Consider the following 15752-nt stretch of genomic DNA (forward strand, 5'->3'; position numbering starts at 1 on the left):
CCCGGCACAGGTCCGGCTCACCTCCGCTCACGCGAAGAACGCATCACACCTGTACGCGACGCTCCACCACATCAACGAGCTTCGCGAGAGCCTGGTCACGCGGGACGCCGTTCTCCTGCGACCCGTCGCGGTAGCGGAAGCTCACCGCACCGTTCGCGACGTCCTCGTCACCCGCGATGATCATGAACGGCACCTTGGACTTCTGCGCGTTCCTGATCTTCTTCTGCATGCGGTCCGAGGAGGCGTCGACCTCGACCCGCAGACCCTTCTTCTTCGCCTCGGCGGCGAAGTCCTGCAGGTATTCGATGTGCGCGTCACCGATCGGGATGCCCGTCGCCTGGACCGGGGCCAGCCACGCCGGGAACGCACCCGCGTAGTGCTCCAGCAGCACCGCGAAGAAGCGCTCGATGCTTCCGAACAGGGCCCGGTGGATCATGACCGGGCGCTGCTTGGTGCCGTCCGCGCCGGTGTACTCCAGGTCGAATCGCTCCGGCAGGTTGAAGTCGAGCTGGATGGTCGACATCTGCCACGTACGACCGATGGCGTCCCGCGCCTGCACCGAGATCTTCGGGCCGTAGAAGGCCGCGCCACCCGGGTCGGCGACGAGCTCGAGGCCCTGCTTCTCGGCGACCTTGCGCAGGGTCTCGGTCGCCTCCTCCCACGCCTCGTCCGAGCCGACGAACTTGGTCTCGTCCTTGGTGGACAGCTCCAGGTAGAAGTCGTTCAGGCCGTAGTCGCGCAGCAGGTCGAGCACGAAGGTGAGGGTGCGGTCGAGCTCCTCGCCCATCTGCTCACGGGTGCAGTAGATGTGCGCGTCGTCCTGGGTGAAGCCGCGGGCACGGGTCAGGCCGTGCACGACGCCCGACTTCTCGTACCGGTACACGGTCCCGAATTCGAACATGCGCAGCGGCAGCTCACGGTAGGAGCGTCCCCGCGCGTCGAAGATCAGGTTGTGCATCGGGCAGTTCATGGGCTTGAGGTAGTAGTCCACGCCCTCGTCGAGCTGCATGGGCGGGTACATGCCGTCGGCGTACCAGTCCAGGTGACCCGAGGTCTCGAAGAGCTTCCCCTTGGTGGCGTGAGGGGTGTAGACGAACTCGTACCCCTCTTCCTCGTGCCGCTTGCGGGAGTAGTCCTCCATGACCCGGCGGATGATGCCGCCCTTGGGGTGGAAGACGGCCAGGCCGGAGCCGATCTGCTCCGGGATGGAGAAGAGGTCGAGCTCGTTACCGAGCTTGCGATGGTCCCGCTTCTCGGCCTCGGCGAGGAACTCCAGGTGCGCCTTCAGCTCGTCCTTCGACGGCCAGGCGGTGCCGTAGATGCGCTGGAGCATGGGGTTCTTCTCGCTGCCGCGCCAGTAGGCGGCGGCGTTGCGCATCAGCTTGAACGCCGGGATGACACGGGTGGTGGGCAGGTGCGGGCCCCGACACAGGTCGCGCCAGCACAGCTCGCCGGTCTTGGCGTCGATGTTGTCGTAGATGGTGAGCTCGCCCGCGCCCACCTCCACGTCCGCGCCGTCGTCGTGCGAGGCGGAGCCCTTGAGACCGATCAGCTCGAGCTTGTACGGCTCGTCGGCCAGCTCCTCGCGGGCGGCGTCGTCGGTGACGACGCGGCGCGAGAAGCGCTGACCGCGCTTCTGGATCTCCTGCATCTTCTTCTCGATGAGCTTGAGGTCATCGGGAGTGAAGGGCTTCTCGACGTCGAAGTCGTAGTAGAAGCCGTCCTTGACCGGCGGGCCGATGCCCAGCTTGGCCTCGGGGAAGAGCTCCTGCACGGCCTGGGCCATGACGTGGGCGGTCGAGTGGCGCAGGATGTTCAGGCCGTCCTCGGAGGAGATCTCGACGGGCTCGATCTCCTCGCCGTCGGCGACGGCGTACGCCAGGTCCTTCAGCTCGCCCGCGACGCGCGCGGCGACGATGGTGCGCTCTCCGGCGAAGAGGTCGGCGGCAGTAGTGCCCGTCGTCACCACGCGCTCTTCCCGCTCGGAATCGCGTTGGATGATCACACGGACGTCTGACACCGGTCTCTCCTGACTTATGGGGCACGACAGCGGTCGCTGCGCGCTTGAATCGTACCGAGCCCGGCCCCCTGGTCGCTAAACGGTTATTCCTCCTCCGGGGACTGCAGGGACTTCAGCAGTCCGTCCCGTTCGGCTTCGTCCGCCGGGACGGGGGTGACGCTGTGGGCGTCGGCCAGGCGGCGGAAGCCGCCGTGGCTCTCCAGGCGCCCGCTCACCCTGACCGGGAGGCCGGCGAGGTGGGCGTGGCCGGCGGCGCGGTAGTCGTCGTCGGTGAGGGTGGCCCGCACCTGGGGGACGTCGGCTCCCTCGAGCACCCGCAGGCGCACCGTGCCCGTCCCGCCCGGTGTCTCGCGGCGCAGCCGCACCACGGCCGCGGTGATCCGGACGGGGACGGAGGGCTCGTCACGTACGTACCGGGCTCCGGCTTCGCGGAGGGCGGGGAGGTCGCCGGGGGAGAATTCCAGCGGTTCGGGGCGGGTGGCGAAGCCTTTGGGCGGGCCGGCGGCGGGTGCCCATTCCACGGTGATCCGTATGCCTTGGGATCCGGCGGTCAGGGTGACGAGGGCGTCGGTGAGCTCTCGGCTGACGCCGGCTTCGACGGCTTTGTCGAAGGCGTCGGGCCGGCCGGTGGCGCGTCGGTAGTCGGTGGCGTCGCGGGTGGTCTGCAGGGCGCGCAGGAGGGTGGCGGCGAGGCGGTCGGGGCCGTCGGTGGTGTTCCGTCCCGTGTGCCCGCCGGTGGCGGCCGGGTTTTCGAGGGGCAGGAAGACGGTGAGGTCGCTTCCGTTGGGGGTGGGGCCGAGGAGCAGGGGGGCCAGGGTGGTCTCGGCCTGGCGGCGGTGGCGGGCGCCGTGGTGGCCGGTGCGGGCGCGGGTGGCGAGGGCTCCGGCGAGCAGCATGGCGCGGGCGCCGGTGCGCAGGCGTTCCTGGTCGGCCCAGGCGGCGGTGGGTGCGCGGTGTGCGGGGTTCTCGCGGTGCCAGCGGATCTCGTCGCTGGGGGTGCGCAGTGCGATGAGGATCTCGCGGGCGGAGGGGGCGGCGCTGTGTTCGAGGGCGGTGAGGGCTTCGGTGAGGAGGTCGGCGCTGTCGGGGAAGGCGTTGCCGGCGGGTACGAGGAGGCTGGTGCCGGGGCCGGTGGGGGGTGTCCAGCGGTGGTAGCGGCCGGGGGCTCCGCCGTGTCGTCGCCAGCCGTGGCGGGCGAGGAGGGTGCCGAGGACGGCGGGGTCGTGGGGGTGGTGCGGGGGGTCGTCGGTCGGCCGGTGCATCAGGGTCTCCCTCCCGCCCCGACCCGGGTCATGATCTCGCGCAGTGCGCGGTCGTCGAAGACGCGTGTGGTCGGGATCCGCACGGTGGTCCTGCGTCGGCCGGTGACGGGGTGGCCGGCGAGGTTGGTCCAGTAGCAGCAGTGGCGCAGTTCGAGGTGGTCGGGGCCGGCCCGTAGCCAGTCGTCCTGGGTGCGCGGAACGATCATCACGACGAGGATCTTGTGGACCGAGACGGGGGTGCGGGCGAGCTTGACCAGGTGGTCGTTGTCGAGGGTGAAGCCGAAGGTCGGGCCGGGTGGGCGGGGGCCGAGCTGGTAGGTGCTCTTGAGCTGCACCTTGATGGTGACCTCGTCGTCGGTGGTGTGGCCGGGGGCGCTGTGGCTGACGTGCCAGTCGATGCCGTTGTCGGGGAAGGGCTGGGCGAGGGAGCAGCCGGCGGCGGCCGCGACGGCGTGCAGGTAGCCGACCTGGAGGGTCTCCATGCACGCGGTGACGGCGAGGCTGCCGCGGGGCGCGGTCAGGTGCCCGGGGGGCCGGCGGCCGTGGGGGGTGGCCGGGTCGGGCTGAGCGAGCGCCATGTCCGAAAAACCTTCCGGGCTCGCCGGTTCTTTGGTCGTACATCTGTGTTGTCTCCACGCGAACTCCCCGGCAAACGGCGGCGGTTCGGGCACTCGGGTGGCCGGGTATCACCTGGCGGGGAGGGGAAACACGCCATATGCCGCACAAGCGCGAGGAGTTGTGTCATGCCGTGCTGGCTCGAAGGGCCGTTGGCCGCCTTCGACACCGAGACGACCGGGGTGGACGTGGAGCAGGACCGGATCGTTTCGGCGGCTTTCGTGACGCAGTCGCAGGCGGGGGCCGCGCCGGTGGCCACCCGTTGGCTGGTGAATCCGGGGATTCCCGTTCCCGCCGAGGCGACCGCGATACACGGACTGAGCGAGGACCATCTGCAGCGGTACGGCCGGTGGCCGGCCCCCGTGATGGAGGAGGTGGCGAGGGCCCTGGCGGGGCATGCGGCGCGTGGTGTGCCGCTGGTGGTGATGAACGCCCCGTTCGATCTGACGTTGCTGGACCGGGAGTTGCGCCGGCACCGGGCGTCGTCGCTGGCGGACTATCTGGGCGGTGCGCCGCTGTGCGTGCTGGATCCGTGGGTGCTGGACAAGCATCTGGACCGTTATCGCAAGGGTCGGCGGACGCTGACGGACCTGTGTGCGCAGTACGGGGTGGACCTGGCGGGGGCGCATGACGCGGCCGTCGACGCCACGGCGGCGTTGGAGGTCGTGCGGGCGGTGGGGCGGCGTTTCGCCTCGCGGCTGGAGCGGCTGAGTCCGGCGGAGCTGCACACCCGGCAGGCGGTGTGGCACGCGGCGCAGGCGCGGGGGCTGCAGGCGTGGTTCGCGCGCAACGGTTCGGACGAGGAGTGCGATCCGGCGTGGCCATTGCGTCCGGAGCTGCCCGCGGCGGCGTGAGGGGGCCGGTAATGCGAAAGGCCGGTCCGTCAGTTGACGGACCGGCCTTCCCGGGCGTGGGCGATACTGGGATCGAACCAGTGACCTCTTCGGTGTGAACGAAGCGCTCTCCCGCTGAGCTAATCGCCCGGGGCTGTCTTCGGGGGTTTCCCCGGCGACGCACTGAACAATACAGGTCGCGGCGGCCCTCCTTCAAATCCCCTCCGGCCCGGCCTCGGGGCGGCCCTGTGGCCGGCTCTCCAGGAGGGCGCGCAGGCCGCGTCGTCCGCAGCGCATCATCCACGCGTGGTTGGCGCGGAAGAGGGGGCGGGCGGGGACGGCCAGGTGCCGCATGAGGGGTTTGGTCGCATCCACGTCCTGTTCGAAGCGGGCGATGCTGCCGGTGGTGCCGTGCGGGAGGACGGTCCAGCGCGCCCAGCCCTCCAGGTCGCCGTGGACGACGACCTCCAGGACGCGGGCGTGGGGGTCGCGGCGGCTCTGGCGGGCGGTGAGGGTGAGCCCGTAGGGCAGCAGGGAGCGGATGTGGACGGTGCCGCTGATGTCGTCGGCCTGGTGGACGCGGCGGACCTGGGGCCACCAGGAGGGGTAGTCGGCGACGGCCTCCAGCACCGTGTAGACGGTGTCGGGCGGCGCCGGGAGGGTCCAGGCGTCGCGGAAGCGGTAGTGATGCGGCGAGTGCGTGCGGCGGCGGGCCATGGGGACCAAGGGCATACGAAAAACCGAGGGTCCGCAAGGGGGTGTGAACCTTGCGGACCCTCGGTGGGATGTGGGCGATACTGGGATCGAACCAGTGACCTCTTCGGTGTGAACGAAGCGCTCTCCCGCTGAGCTAATCGCCCGGGCGCACCGCAAACATTACCGCATGTCAGACGGTGCTTCGCGCCACCCGTGCCTGGTCAGGGGGCCGGGAGGGTCAGTGGGCGGCCTTCCAGGGCAGGGTGAGGCCGTAGCTGGCGACGTAGAAGCCCGCGAGTCCGGCGATGATCAGCAGGCCGAGCACGGTGAGGGTGATGTTGCGGCGCCGGACCTTGGGGTCGAGGGCGCGCTGGGCGGCCTCGGTGACCTTGCGCTTGGTCCAGCGCAGGACGAGCTGGGCCCAGACGAACTCGGTGGCCCAGATGGCCATGCCACCGAAGATCACCAGCCAGCCGGGGCCGGGCAGGGGCAGCATGATGATGCCCGCGACGACGACGGCGAGGCCGACGACGAAGACGCCGACCTGCCAGCTCAGGTGGAGCGGCCGGGATCTTTTGATGAAGTGCGGGGCTCGCGAGCCGAGGCCTTTGCCGGGCTCGGCGTCGCCGTCCGCCGGAGCGGATCTCCGCTCGTCACTCTCCGCGTTCATGAGGTCCAACGTACCCGAAGGGCGTGACATCACCGGTTCGGCGGTATGCGTGGCGTGAGCGCTGGGCCGTCCGAGGTATCCGAAGAGCCTCAAAACGGGCAGAGGGGTTTACAACGGCACCGTAGGTGGCATGTCGATTTCGCCGACGTGCGAATCCCCGAGCGCACACTGAGCGAAAGGCCTTGGCGCTTATGAACACCACGGTCAGCTGCGAGCTGCACCTGCGCCTCGTTGTGTCGAGCGAATCCTCACTGCCCGTACCCGCGGGCCTGCGGTACGACACGGCCGATCCGTATGCCGTGCACGCCACCTTCCACACCGGAGCCGAAGAGACGGTCGAGTGGGTCTTCGCCCGTGATCTGCTCGCCGAGGGCCTTCACCGGCCCACGGGCACGGGCGACGTCCGCGTCTGGCCGTCCCGCAGTCATGGCCAGGGCGTCGTCTGCATCGCGCTGAGCTCTCCCGAGGGCGAAGCCCTGCTGGAGGCGCCGGCGCGGGCACTGGAGTCGTTCCTGAAGCGGACCGACGCCGCGGTGCCACCAGGCACCGAACACCGTCACTTCGATCTGGACACCGAGCTCTCGCACATCCTGGCCGAGAGCTGATGCCGGGCCGTAGCTGACCAGGGCGCGCCGGCCCACTCGGGGAGGCCGGGCGCCGCGCATCCGGACAACCGCACATCGAACACCACGACACGGCGCCGTCGCCGCGGATCCACCGCGGACGACGGCGCCGTCGCGTCGTGGAGCCGCTAGAGTCTGCTCCCCGCGGTCGAACACCTGCCGCCCTCCGTCCGTCCGGCCAGGGAGCGAACGTTCCGTGCTGATCAACCACGACACCCGCCGCACGCTCGACACCGTCGTCGACCTGCTGAACATGGAGCTCGACGATCTGGCGGCGCTGCGGGGCTTCGTCGAGCGCCACGAGATCAGCGGCATCGACGTCCTGCGGGAGCCGGACCTGGCGGCGGTCCGGTCCGTACGCGACCGCTTCGCCCAGGTGTTCGACACCAAGGACGCGCGGGCGGCCGCGACGCTTCTGAACGCACTGGTCGCCGAGGCGGGCACGACGCCCCGGCTGACCGATCACGACGGCTACGACTGGCACGTCCACTACTTCGCGCCCGGCGCCTCCCTGGCCGAGCACCTGGCGGCCGACGGCGGCATGGCGCTGGCGTTCCTGCTGGTGGAGGGCGAGCGCGAGCGGCTGCGGCGCTGTGCGGCGCCGGACTGCGGGCGGGCGTTCGTCGACCTCTCCCGCAACCGCTCGCGCCGCTACTGCGACGGGCGCACCTGTGGGAACCGGCTGCACGTGGCCGCGTACCGGGCGCGTCGCCGGGGGGCCGCGGACTGACGACCGCCGGGCCGGCGGGGTCACCAGCGGTAGAGGTCGTGCACGGCGGTCAGCAGGACCAGCGTGGCGACGAAGGCGAGAAAGAACATCAGCGGCGGTTGGGACAGCGCGAACAGGCAGCCGCGCGGCTCGTCGGTGATCTGGGCCGGTGGTTCGTCGTTCATCTCCGACAGATCATGGCGCAGCGGCGGGGCCGCCCGCTCACCAACGCGCCAACTGCCAGGGGGAGTTCGTCAGATCCCGTGCTTCTTGAGGATCGCCTCGATGTCCGAGAAGTCCTCTGCGTCGCCGGCCGGGGCCTTCGTCCCGGCAGGCCGGGGGTCCTTGGCGCGGGTGGGGCCGAGCGAGGGGGCGGAGGCGGCCGGGGCCACGGCTCCGGGCCGACCGGCGGCCGCGGCCTCGCGGCGCTCGCGGCGGCCTCCGGCGCGGCGGCGCTCGACGCTCCGGGTGATCAGGAACAGCACGGCGGAGAGCGCGAGCACGCCGAAGCCGGCCCAGACGGTGGGGTTGAACACGATGCCCGCCAGCCAGTCCACGACGCCCGTCATCACCAGCCCTACGGGCACCAGCGACCAGGCGGCGATCCGGGCCGCGGCCAGGAAGCGCCTGCGGTAGGCCGTCAGCAGGGCGATGCCCAGGCCCGCCGCGGACACGGCAACGCATACGGTCGAGGTCAGCATCCGGGGCCTCCTGCCGGTGACGTTCTCCTCGTCTCCATCGTGCACCGGGCCGAGCCGGACATGCCACGACCGGCCCGGTCCTCGGGGAGAACTCCGGGTCCGGGCCCCTCCGGCCTCCTCCTCAGGTAGGGGATCACGCCCGGGCGGCGGGGGCGGGGAGAGCGGGGGCTGGGAGACTGGCCCCATGAGCGATACCGACACCGTCCGCGCCGTCCTCGACGTCTGGTGCGACCTGCAGTGCCCCGACTGCCACAAGGCCCTCGACGACGTGCGCGCGCTGCGCGCCCGCTACGGCGACCGGCTGGAGATCCGGCTGCGGCACTTCCCGCTGGAGAAGCACAAGCACGCCTACGCCGCGGCGCAGGCCGCCGAGGAGGCCGCGGAGCAGGGCACGGCGTGGCCGTACGCCGAGGCCCTGCTGGAGCGCACCGCGGAGCTCGGCGCCCGGGGCGAGAAGGTGCTCGTGGAGGCGGCGGGCGAGCTGGGGCTGGACGCCGAGGAGGTGGACACCGCGCTGATCGACGGGCGGCACATGCTGATCGTCGACGCCGACCAGGCCGAGGGCAAGGCCATCGGCGTGACGGGGACGCCCACCTATGTCATCGACGGGGAGCGGCTGGACGGCGGCAAGAGCCAGGAGGGCCTGCGGGAGCGGATCGAGGAGATCGCCGACCGGCTGCTCGCGGGCTGAACCCTCGGGCGCGCCACGGGGAAGACACCGTGGCTAGAGCAGCGGCTTGTACAGGTTGAAGGCGGTCGGCCGGTAGCCGAGCGACTCGTACAGCCGCAGGGCCGCGGTGTTGCCGGCGAAGACGTGGAGCCCGAGCGTGGCCGCGCCGGCCGCCAGGGCCTCGCGCTCGGCGAGGAGCATCAGGGTGCGGCCGTGCCCGCGGCCGCGGTGGGCCTCGCCGACCTCGACGTCGAAGACGTAGCGGCCGTCGGGGTGCGGCCCCACCCACAGGGTGCCGACGTCCTCGCCGTCGTGGGACAGGACGGCGAGGGTGGTGTCGGGCGTGGCCAGGCCCTGTCCGAGCGCGCCCTCGTGGTCGCGCCGGGCCTTGGCCTCGGCCAGGGCGGGCGGCAGGCCCCGCTCGATCCAGTCCTGGGCGTAGCACCGGCGGGAGTGGTCCAGCCAACGGAGGAACTCCGCCTCGTCCATGGGGCGGGGTGTGCTGCCGGCGGGCAGCTCGGGGACGGCGGCCAGCGGCTTGGACATGTTGCGGCTGCGCTCGGTGTAGCCGAGCGCCCCGGCCAGTCCCAGGGCGGTCGTCGCGCTCGCGGGGACGCCCACCACGATCTGCGCGCAGCCCCAGCCGCGCAGCACCTCCTCGGCGGCGAGCGCGGCGACCGTGGCGCGCCCGCGGTGCCGGTCGCGTTCGTTGATCACCAGGTGGGCGATCCTGCCGACGGTCGGCCCGAGGCGGGGCTCGGTGGAGATGTCGACCGTGCCGACGCGCCGGCTGTTGACGCGGACCTCGTACGAACGGGACCGGGCGCCGTCGTCGGTGCGCTGTTCGGGTGCGGTGGGCCGCAGGGTGGTGGTCATTCCTGGTGTTGTACCGGCCCGGCGGCTCCCCGTCACGGGATTTACGGATCGATGTCCGCGGCCGCGCGCTCGTCGAAGACCCGCATCGCCTTGGCGGTCACCGGCCCCGGCGCGCCGGGGAGTTGGCGGCCGTCGAGGGTGTGGACGGCCTGGACGTCGCGGAGGCTGGAGGTCAGGAAGATCTCCTCGGCGCGGTCGAGGACGTCCAGGGGCAGGTCGCTCTCGTGGGCGCCGGTCCATTCCATGACGAGGGCACGGGTGATGCCGGGCAGGCAGCCGGAGGCGACGGGCGGGGTGTGCAGCTCGCCGTCGAGGACGACGAAGACGTTGGATCCGGTGCCCTCGCAGAGCGCGCCGACGGTGTTGGCGAACAGCGCCTCGGTGGCGCCCTGCTGCCGGGCCCGCTCGAGGGCGACGACGTTCTCGGCGTACGAGGTGGACTTCAGGCCGGCGAGGGCGCCGCGCTCGTTGCGGGTCCAGGGCACGGTGACGGCGGCCGTGGTGTCGGCGCGCCGGGTGGTCTCGCTGAGGGCCACGGCGAGGGTGGGGCCGGCGGTGCCGCGGTCCGAGCCCAGCGGGGAGAGCCCTCCGGTGTAGGTGATCCGCAGCCGGCCGAGCGGCATGGGGTTGGCCTCGAGGACGGCGGCGCAGGCGTGGCGGACCTCGTCGAGGTCGGGCTCGGGCAGGCCGAGGCCCTGGGCACTGCGGGCGAGCCGGGCCAGGTGGCGGGTCATGGCGAAGGGCCGGCCGGCCGTGGTCTTCAGCGTTTCGAAGACGCCGTCGCCGACCGTCAGGCCGTGGTCGAAGACGGAGACATGGGCGCTGTCGGCGTCGCGCAGCGCACCGTTGAGCCAGATACTCACCGTTTCGTCCCTTCCAGCGGCCGGTGTGTTCCCGACGCTATCGCGAGCAGCCGGGACGCCTTGAGCTCGGTCTCGGCCCACTCGCGCTCCGGGTCGGATCCCCAGGTGATGCCGGCTCCGGTGCCGAAGCGCAGGACCGGTCCGCCGGGTGCCGCGCGGTCGATCCAGAAGGTGCGGATGCCGACGGCCAGCTCGCCGGTGCCCCGGTCGGCGTCCACCCAGCCGACGCCTCCGCAGTAGGGGCCGCGCGGGGCGGGTTCCAGGGACCCGATGATGTCCAGGGCGCTGGCCTTGGGGGCGCCGGTCACGGAGCCGGGCGGGAAGGTCGCGCCGAACAGCCCGGCCCAGCCGATGTCGTCGGCGAGCTCTCCGCGGACGGTGGAGACGAGGTGGACCAGTCCGGGGTGCGGCTCGACCGCGCAGAGCGCGGGGACGGTCACGGAGCCGGTGGCGCAGACGCGGCCGAGGTCGTTGCGGACCAGGTCCACGATCATCACGTTCTCGGCGTGGTCCTTCTCCAGCAGGTCCTCGGCGGTGCGGCCGGTCCCCTTGATGGGTCCGGACTCGACGGTGCGGCCGGAGCGGCGCAGGTAGAGCTCGGGCGAGGCGGTGGCCACCTCCACCCCGTGCGCGGGCAGGCGAACCGTTCCGGCGTAGGGGGCGGGGTTGCCCCGGGCGAGCAGAGCGGTCAGGGCGTCCACGTCGGCGGCGTCCGGGTCCGGCAGCGGCGCGCTCAGCACGCGGCACAGATTGGCCTGGTAGACCTCGCCGGCCGCTATGTGCTCGCGTACGCGCCGGACGCCCGCGACGTAGGCGTCGCGGTCCAGGGAGCTGGTCCAGTCCTCGGGCGCCGGGCCCCGCCAGCGGCCGGGCACCGGGGCGGGCGCGGGAGCGGGCCGGACGTCGCCGAAGCGCGCGCACGTCAGGCCGCCCTCGAAGTCGGCGACGACGGCCCACCAGCCGGTGGATTCCAGGGCGGCCGGGTCACTGGTGACATCCCGCAGGTCAGTGGCGATCAGGCCGCCGAAGCGGGCCATCGGGGAGGACATCGGAGGGAGGCTCTGCACGTCATCGAGTCTATGGCGCGGGGTCCGCGACCGGCCCTCGCGCGGGATCAGCGCAGCACGCTGGGCAAACGGAATTTGAGCTGGCGCCGGAATCCGCTAAAGTTCAACACGTCGCCGGGACGCGGAAGCGAAACGGCGGAGCAGCTCCCGGTGATCCGGGGGAGGCACCTGCGGACATAGCTCAGTTGGTAGAGCACCACCTTGCCAAGGTGGATGTCGCGAGTTCGAGTCTCGTTGTCCGCTCGAGTAGGGGGATCTTCCCGAACCCCCGCACTCCTGGTGGAGTGGCCGAGAGGCGAGGCAACGGCCTGCAAAGCCGTCTACACGGGTTCAAATCCCGTCTCCACCTCCAAGGACGATTAGCTCAGCGGGAGAGCGCTTCCCTGACACGGAAGAGGTCACTGGTTCAATCCCAGTATCGTCCACCAGATCCGCAAGGATCTTCCCGCGCGATTAGCTCAGCGGGAGAGCGCTTCCCTGACACGGAAGAGGTCACTGGTTCAATCCCAGTATCGCGCACGCAGCACCACCCCGGACGATTAGCTCAGCGGGAGAGCGCTTCCCTGACACGGAAGAGGTCACTGGTTCAATCCCAGTATCGTCCACCGGATCCGCAAGGATCTTCCCGCGCGATTAGCTCAGCGGGAGAGCGCTTCCCTGACACGGAAGAGGTCACTGGTTCAATCCCAGTATCGCGCACCATCACGGCCGGTGGCCGGGGCACTCAGGGCTCCGGCCACCGGTCTTTTTCGTGCGGTACGTCGCAGCCGCGGTACGTCGCAGCCGTGGGTTGTACGAGAACGCGAGGGGCCGGGCACCTCCCCAGGTACCCGGCCCCTCGTGCCGTCCGCCGCACCCCCGTCCCCACGGGGTTATGACCGTTCTCGGCCCGGGCCGCTCTCCCGGACCCGGGGCGCGTCAGCGCCCCAGCATTCCGGCCACGGACGACGCTTGTGTGACGACGGCGTCCCAGCCGCCGAAGACGACGGCCAGGAGGGCCGCCAGCGGCAGCACCATGGCCGCCGCGACCAGCGGGTGACGAGTGGAGGACGGGCGCTGCCCGAACACGTCCGCGGACTGCCGGGTCCTTGCCCGGCCGCCGGGACGTTCCGCGTAGTGCGCCATCGGTCCTCTCCTTTCCACCCGTGGTGCCCGCTCGTGCGTTGCTCGGGGGCGGCGGGCACCTGACCTCGGGGGACGAGTGTTCGCGCCCGCCGCTTGCCTTCAACACTAGGCGCGGGGCCGCCGCCCGGCGTCATGCCCTCGTACCGCTTGACGGTTCTCCGCGAGGATGAGGCCGCACCCCCGGGGCTACTCCCGTGGGTGGAGACCCCTCCCCCGCGCCTTGGGGGTTCTCCCCGAGGGGACGCCCCCTCCCGTCCGCCCGCGGCGGTGGACACCGGGTGACTTCGCTCACTTCCACCACGTCCCGGCGGGCCGCCGCCTCCGCCCTCGGGGCCGCCATGCCCACCGTCACGTCATACGTTCGAGTCCTGCCCCCGGCGTCCAAGATCCTCTCCGCCCGGTCCCCCCTGAGGGCGCCAATCCCCCTTTCGCAGCGGCCCCTTGAGCCGCCGGTCCGGCGCCGGGGGCGGCCTTCCGCCGCCCCGCGCCCGCACTTCGGGCATCCCGCCCGGCACCGACAATCCACTTGCCGACGCATGCGCGGCCTCGCAGCGCGACCGTCCGTCAATCCGTAAGCTGTGCCACGTCAGAGGCCGGGCGGCCAACGGGGCCTGACGGCCCGACCAAAGGGCCGGACGGCCGAAGGGCAGCGATGTGGGGCAGCCCCACCGGAGGTAGGGGACGAACATGACGATGATGCGGCTCCGGCGCGAGGACCCGCGTGTCGTCGGCTCCTTCCGGCTGCACCGCAGACTGGGCGCGGGCGGCATGGGCGTGGTCTACCTGGGCTCCGACCGGCGCGGGCAGCGCGTGGCGCTCAAGGTCATCCGTCCGGACCTCGCCGAGGACCAGGAGTTCCGCTCCCGCTTCGCCCGCGAGGTCTCCGCCGCCCGGCGCATCCGCGGCGGCTGTACGGCGCGGCTGGTGGCCGCCGACCTGGAGGCGGACCGGCCCTGGTTCGCCACGCAGTACGTGCCGGGCCCCTCCCTGCACGACAAGGTGACCGAGGAAGGGCCGCTGTCGGCCGCTCAGACCGCCTCCATCGGGGCCGCGTTGGCGGAAGGACTGCTGGCCGTGCACGACGCCGGCGTCGTCCACCGGGACCTCAAGCCCTCCAACATCCTGCTCTCCCCCAAGGGCCCCCGCATCATCGACTTCGGCATCGCCTGGGCCACCGGGGCGAGCACGCTCACCCACGTGGGCACGGCCGTGGGCTCCCCCGGCTTCCTCGCCCCCGAGCAGGTGCGCGGCGCCGCCGTGACCCCCGCGACCGACGTCTTCGCGCTCGGCGCCACGCTGGCCTACGCCTCCACGGCCGACTCTCCGTTCGGGCAGGGCAGTTCGGAGGTCATGCTCTACCGCGTCGTCCACGAGGAGCCGCAGCTCATGGGCGTCCCCGACGCCCTGGCCCCGCTCATTCACGCCTGCCTCGCCAAGGACCCCGAGGAGCGGCCCAGCACCCTGCAGCTCTCCCTGCGGCTGAAGGAGATCGCGGCCCGCGAGGCACACGGGCTGGCCGAGGGCCGGCCCCCGTCCCCGCGCCGCGAGCCCGACCGGCCCTCGGCCCGACGGGCCGCCGACTACGAGCGCCAGCGCACCGAGCGGCGGCCCGGCAGCGCCCCCACGCCGCGGCCGCACGCCCCGCAGGTCCCGCAAGGCGCGCCCGCGCCCGGCCCGACGGCCATCGACCGGCGGGGGCCGGTGGCGGCCCAGCGGGGCGCACGCGACCGCAACACCTCGCGCACCGGCGCCCGTACCGGCGCCCGTACGCGCCCGGGCGGCGGCGGGCGGCGGCCCGGGCCGGACCGCAAGCTGCTGCGGCAGCGGCTCATCGTCTTCGTCGTGGTGACCCTGCTGGTCGCGCTCGGGATCGCGGCCGCGCAGGGGTGCCAAGGGCCTGCCCGGAGTATGGGGGAGGTCTCCGGGGTGCCGGTGGCGCCGCTCGTGCCGCTCGTGCCGGAAACGGCGCTCGCGCCGGGGGCGCCGCTCGCGCCGGGAGCGCCGGTGGGGGTTTCGGGAGCGGCGGTCGGCCCGGGGGCCGGGGCGGCGGTCGGCCGCTAGGCCGTCGGGCGGCCCGTCGTCACCGCGTAGAACGCCACCGCCGCCGCCGCGCCCACGTTGAGGGAGTCGACTCCGTGGGCCATCGGGATCCGGACCCACTCGTCCGCCGCGCGCAGCGCGCGGTCGGACAGGCCGTCACCTTCCGCGCCCAGCATCAGCGCCACCCGCTCCAGGCGGTGCGGAGCCGCCTCGTCCATGGACGTCGCCTTCTCGTGCGGGGTGAGGGCGAGCAGGCCGAATCCCGCCTCGCGCACCGCCTCCAGGTCGGCCGGCCAGCTGTCCAGGCGGGCGTAGGGGACGGAGAAGACCGCGCCCATCGAGACCTTCACCGAGCGGCGGTAGAGCGGGTCGGCGCAGTCCGGGGACAGCAGGACCGCGTCCATCCCCAGCGCGGCCGCGCTGCGGAAGATCGCGCCGATGTTGGTGTGGTCCACCAGCCCCTCGAGCACCGCGACCCGGCGCGCCGTGCGCAGCAGCTCACCGGCTTCCGGCAGCGGCTTGCGCCGCATGGAGGCGAGAGCTCCGCGGTGGACGTGATAGCCCGTCACCCGCTCCGCCAGGTCCGGGGTCACGGCGTAGACCGGGGCCGTGCTCTCCTCGATGACGTCCCGCATCACCTCGACCCACTTGGCCGTCAGCAGCATCGACCGCATCTCGTAGCCGGCCTGCCCGGCGCGGCGGATCACCTTCTCGCCTTCCGCGATGAACAGCCCCTCCTCGGGCTCGCGGCGGCGGCGCAGTTCGACGTCCGTCAGGCCGGTGTAGTCGTGCAGGCGGGGGTCGTCGGGGTCGTCGATGGTGATGAGGTCGGCCATGGTCTGTTCTTTTTCCTGGTTCGCCTGGTTCGAAATCGGGTGCCGGACCCAGCCTGGGGTGGGGGTGGGGGTGGGGGTGGGGGTGAGGGTGAGGGTGGGGGTGGACGTGGGGGTGGGCTGGGGTGGCCGGTGGGGTTCGTGTCGCT

The 15752-nt window shown here is 72.3% G+C and carries 17 protein-coding genes and 8 tRNA genes; 11 read left to right on the plus strand and 14 right to left on the minus strand.

Going from position 1 to position 15752, the window contains the following annotated elements:
- Positions 1-43: 43 nt before the first annotated feature.
- The 3 genes from thrS to AB4K12_RS24405 all read right to left on the minus strand — a co-directional run bounded on the left by thrS (position 44) and on the right by AB4K12_RS24405 (position 3860).
- Positions 44-2020, minus strand: coding sequence for a threonine--tRNA ligase (gene thrS, locus AB4K12_RS24395; RefSeq protein WP_368436210.1), 1977 nt, complete (start codon positions 2018-2020; stop codon positions 44-46).
- Positions 2021-2103: 83 nt separating this feature from the next.
- A complete protein-coding gene (locus tag AB4K12_RS24400) occupies positions 2104-3282 on the minus strand; it encodes a hypothetical protein (RefSeq protein ID WP_368436211.1) in 1179 nt (392 codons plus the stop codon).
- Positions 3282-3860: a DUF4365 domain-containing protein gene (locus AB4K12_RS24405; RefSeq protein ID WP_362261580.1), complete on the minus strand. Its 579-nt coding sequence runs from the start codon at positions 3858-3860 to the stop codon at positions 3282-3284. Before AB4K12_RS24405 ends, AB4K12_RS24400 begins: the two co-directional genes overlap by 1 nt.
- A 165-nt stretch (positions 3861-4025) precedes the next feature.
- Between AB4K12_RS24405 and AB4K12_RS24410 the strand changes: the two genes are divergently transcribed.
- Positions 4026-4751: a 3'-5' exonuclease gene (locus AB4K12_RS24410; protein ID WP_368436212.1), complete on the plus strand. Its 726-nt coding sequence runs from the start codon at positions 4026-4028 to the stop codon at positions 4749-4751.
- A 57-nt stretch (positions 4752-4808) separates the two neighbouring features.
- On the opposite strand, the gene AB4K12_RS24415 is transcribed toward AB4K12_RS24410, so the two are convergent.
- From AB4K12_RS24415 to AB4K12_RS24430, 4 genes are all read right to left on the minus strand, one after another.
- Positions 4809-4880, minus strand: a tRNA-Val gene (locus tag AB4K12_RS24415).
- A gap of 63 nt (positions 4881-4943) precedes the next feature.
- Positions 4944-5462 (minus strand): SRPBCC family protein, encoded by a 519-nt coding sequence (locus tag AB4K12_RS24420; protein ID WP_368436213.1) that lies wholly within the window; start codon positions 5460-5462, stop codon positions 4944-4946.
- 56 nt (positions 5463-5518) lie between these two features.
- Positions 5519-5590, minus strand: a tRNA-Val gene (locus AB4K12_RS24425).
- Positions 5591-5664: 74 nt separating this feature from the next.
- Positions 5665-6096 (minus strand): TIGR02611 family protein, encoded by a 432-nt coding sequence (locus AB4K12_RS24430; RefSeq protein ID WP_368436214.1) that lies wholly within the window; start codon positions 6094-6096, stop codon positions 5665-5667.
- Between the two features lie 191 nt (positions 6097-6287).
- On the opposite strand from AB4K12_RS24430, the gene AB4K12_RS24435 reads away from it, so the two are divergent.
- Positions 6288-6701 (plus strand): SsgA family sporulation/cell division regulator, encoded by a 414-nt coding sequence (locus AB4K12_RS24435; RefSeq protein ID WP_003959770.1) that lies wholly within the window; start codon positions 6288-6290, stop codon positions 6699-6701.
- A gap of 214 nt (positions 6702-6915) precedes the next feature.
- Positions 6916-7449, plus strand: a complete 534-nt coding sequence (locus AB4K12_RS24440; RefSeq protein ID WP_368436215.1) for a CGNR zinc finger domain-containing protein — start codon at positions 6916-6918, stop codon at positions 7447-7449.
- A gap of 20 nt (positions 7450-7469) precedes the next feature.
- Here AB4K12_RS24440 and AB4K12_RS24445 read toward each other — a convergent pair whose 3' ends face one another.
- Entirely contained in the window at positions 7470-7613 is a 144-nt protein-coding gene (locus tag AB4K12_RS24445) for a hypothetical protein (RefSeq protein ID WP_179199106.1), read from the minus strand.
- A gap of 69 nt (positions 7614-7682) precedes the next feature.
- Positions 7683-8129: a hypothetical protein gene (locus tag AB4K12_RS24450; RefSeq protein ID WP_368436216.1), complete on the minus strand. Its 447-nt coding sequence runs from the start codon at positions 8127-8129 to the stop codon at positions 7683-7685.
- A gap of 184 nt (positions 8130-8313) precedes the next feature.
- Here AB4K12_RS24450 and AB4K12_RS24455 point away from each other — a divergent pair, with 184 nt between their 5' ends.
- Complete coding sequence (locus AB4K12_RS24455; protein ID WP_086574477.1) at positions 8314-8820, plus strand: DsbA family protein; 507 nt, start codon at positions 8314-8316, stop codon at positions 8818-8820.
- Between the two features lie 33 nt (positions 8821-8853).
- On the opposite strand, the gene AB4K12_RS24460 is transcribed toward AB4K12_RS24455, so the two are convergent.
- Genes AB4K12_RS24460 through AB4K12_RS24470 form a run of 3 tightly spaced genes read right to left on the minus strand, consistent with a single transcriptional unit; the run spans position 8854 to position 11587 of the window.
- Positions 8854-9675 (minus strand): GNAT family N-acetyltransferase, encoded by an 822-nt coding sequence (locus AB4K12_RS24460; protein WP_368436217.1) that lies wholly within the window; start codon positions 9673-9675, stop codon positions 8854-8856.
- 41 nt (positions 9676-9716) lie between these two features.
- Positions 9717-10538, minus strand: a complete 822-nt coding sequence (locus AB4K12_RS24465; RefSeq protein WP_368436218.1) for an aminotransferase class IV — start codon at positions 10536-10538, stop codon at positions 9717-9719.
- Positions 10535-11587, minus strand: coding sequence for a chorismate-binding protein (locus AB4K12_RS24470; RefSeq protein ID WP_368436527.1), 1053 nt, complete (start codon positions 11585-11587; stop codon positions 10535-10537). The genes AB4K12_RS24465 and AB4K12_RS24470 overlap by 4 nt, the downstream gene beginning before the upstream one ends.
- Before the next feature lie 188 nt (positions 11588-11775).
- On the opposite strand from AB4K12_RS24470, the gene AB4K12_RS24475 reads away from it, so the two are divergent.
- From AB4K12_RS24475 to AB4K12_RS24500, 6 genes are all read left to right on the plus strand, one after another.
- Positions 11776-11848, plus strand: a tRNA-Gly gene (locus AB4K12_RS24475).
- Positions 11849-11883: 35 nt separating this feature from the next.
- Positions 11884-11957 (plus strand) — tRNA-Cys (locus AB4K12_RS24480).
- Position 11958: 1 nt separating this feature from the next.
- Positions 11959-12033 (plus strand) — tRNA-Val (locus AB4K12_RS24485).
- A gap of 19 nt (positions 12034-12052) precedes the next feature.
- Positions 12053-12124 (plus strand) — tRNA-Val (locus AB4K12_RS24490).
- A gap of 14 nt (positions 12125-12138) precedes the next feature.
- A tRNA-Val gene (locus tag AB4K12_RS24495) sits at positions 12139-12210 on the plus strand.
- Between the two features lie 22 nt (positions 12211-12232).
- Positions 12233-12307 (plus strand) — tRNA-Val (locus AB4K12_RS24500).
- A gap of 216 nt (positions 12308-12523) precedes the next feature.
- On the opposite strand, the gene AB4K12_RS24505 is transcribed toward AB4K12_RS24500, so the two are convergent.
- Positions 12524-12730: a hypothetical protein gene (locus AB4K12_RS24505; protein WP_368436219.1), complete on the minus strand. Its 207-nt coding sequence runs from the start codon at positions 12728-12730 to the stop codon at positions 12524-12526.
- A gap of 687 nt (positions 12731-13417) precedes the next feature.
- On the opposite strand from AB4K12_RS24505, the gene AB4K12_RS24510 reads away from it, so the two are divergent.
- The gene (locus AB4K12_RS24510) at positions 13418-14791 is read left to right on the plus strand and encodes a protein kinase (RefSeq protein ID WP_368436220.1); all 1374 of its coding nucleotides are present in this window, start codon (positions 13418-13420) and stop codon (positions 14789-14791) included.
- Here the strand turns inward: AB4K12_RS24510 and AB4K12_RS24515 are convergent.
- A complete protein-coding gene (locus AB4K12_RS24515) occupies positions 14788-15606 on the minus strand; it encodes an RNA methyltransferase (RefSeq protein ID WP_086575423.1) in 819 nt (272 codons plus the stop codon). The genes AB4K12_RS24510 and AB4K12_RS24515 overlap by 4 nt on opposite strands.
- Between the last annotated feature and the right edge of the window lie 146 nt (positions 15607-15752).

Origin of the sequence: Streptomyces sp. C36 (assembly GCF_040932295.1) — a bacterium.
GTDB lineage: Bacteria > Actinomycetota > Actinomycetes > Streptomycetales > Streptomycetaceae > Streptomyces > Streptomyces triculaminicus.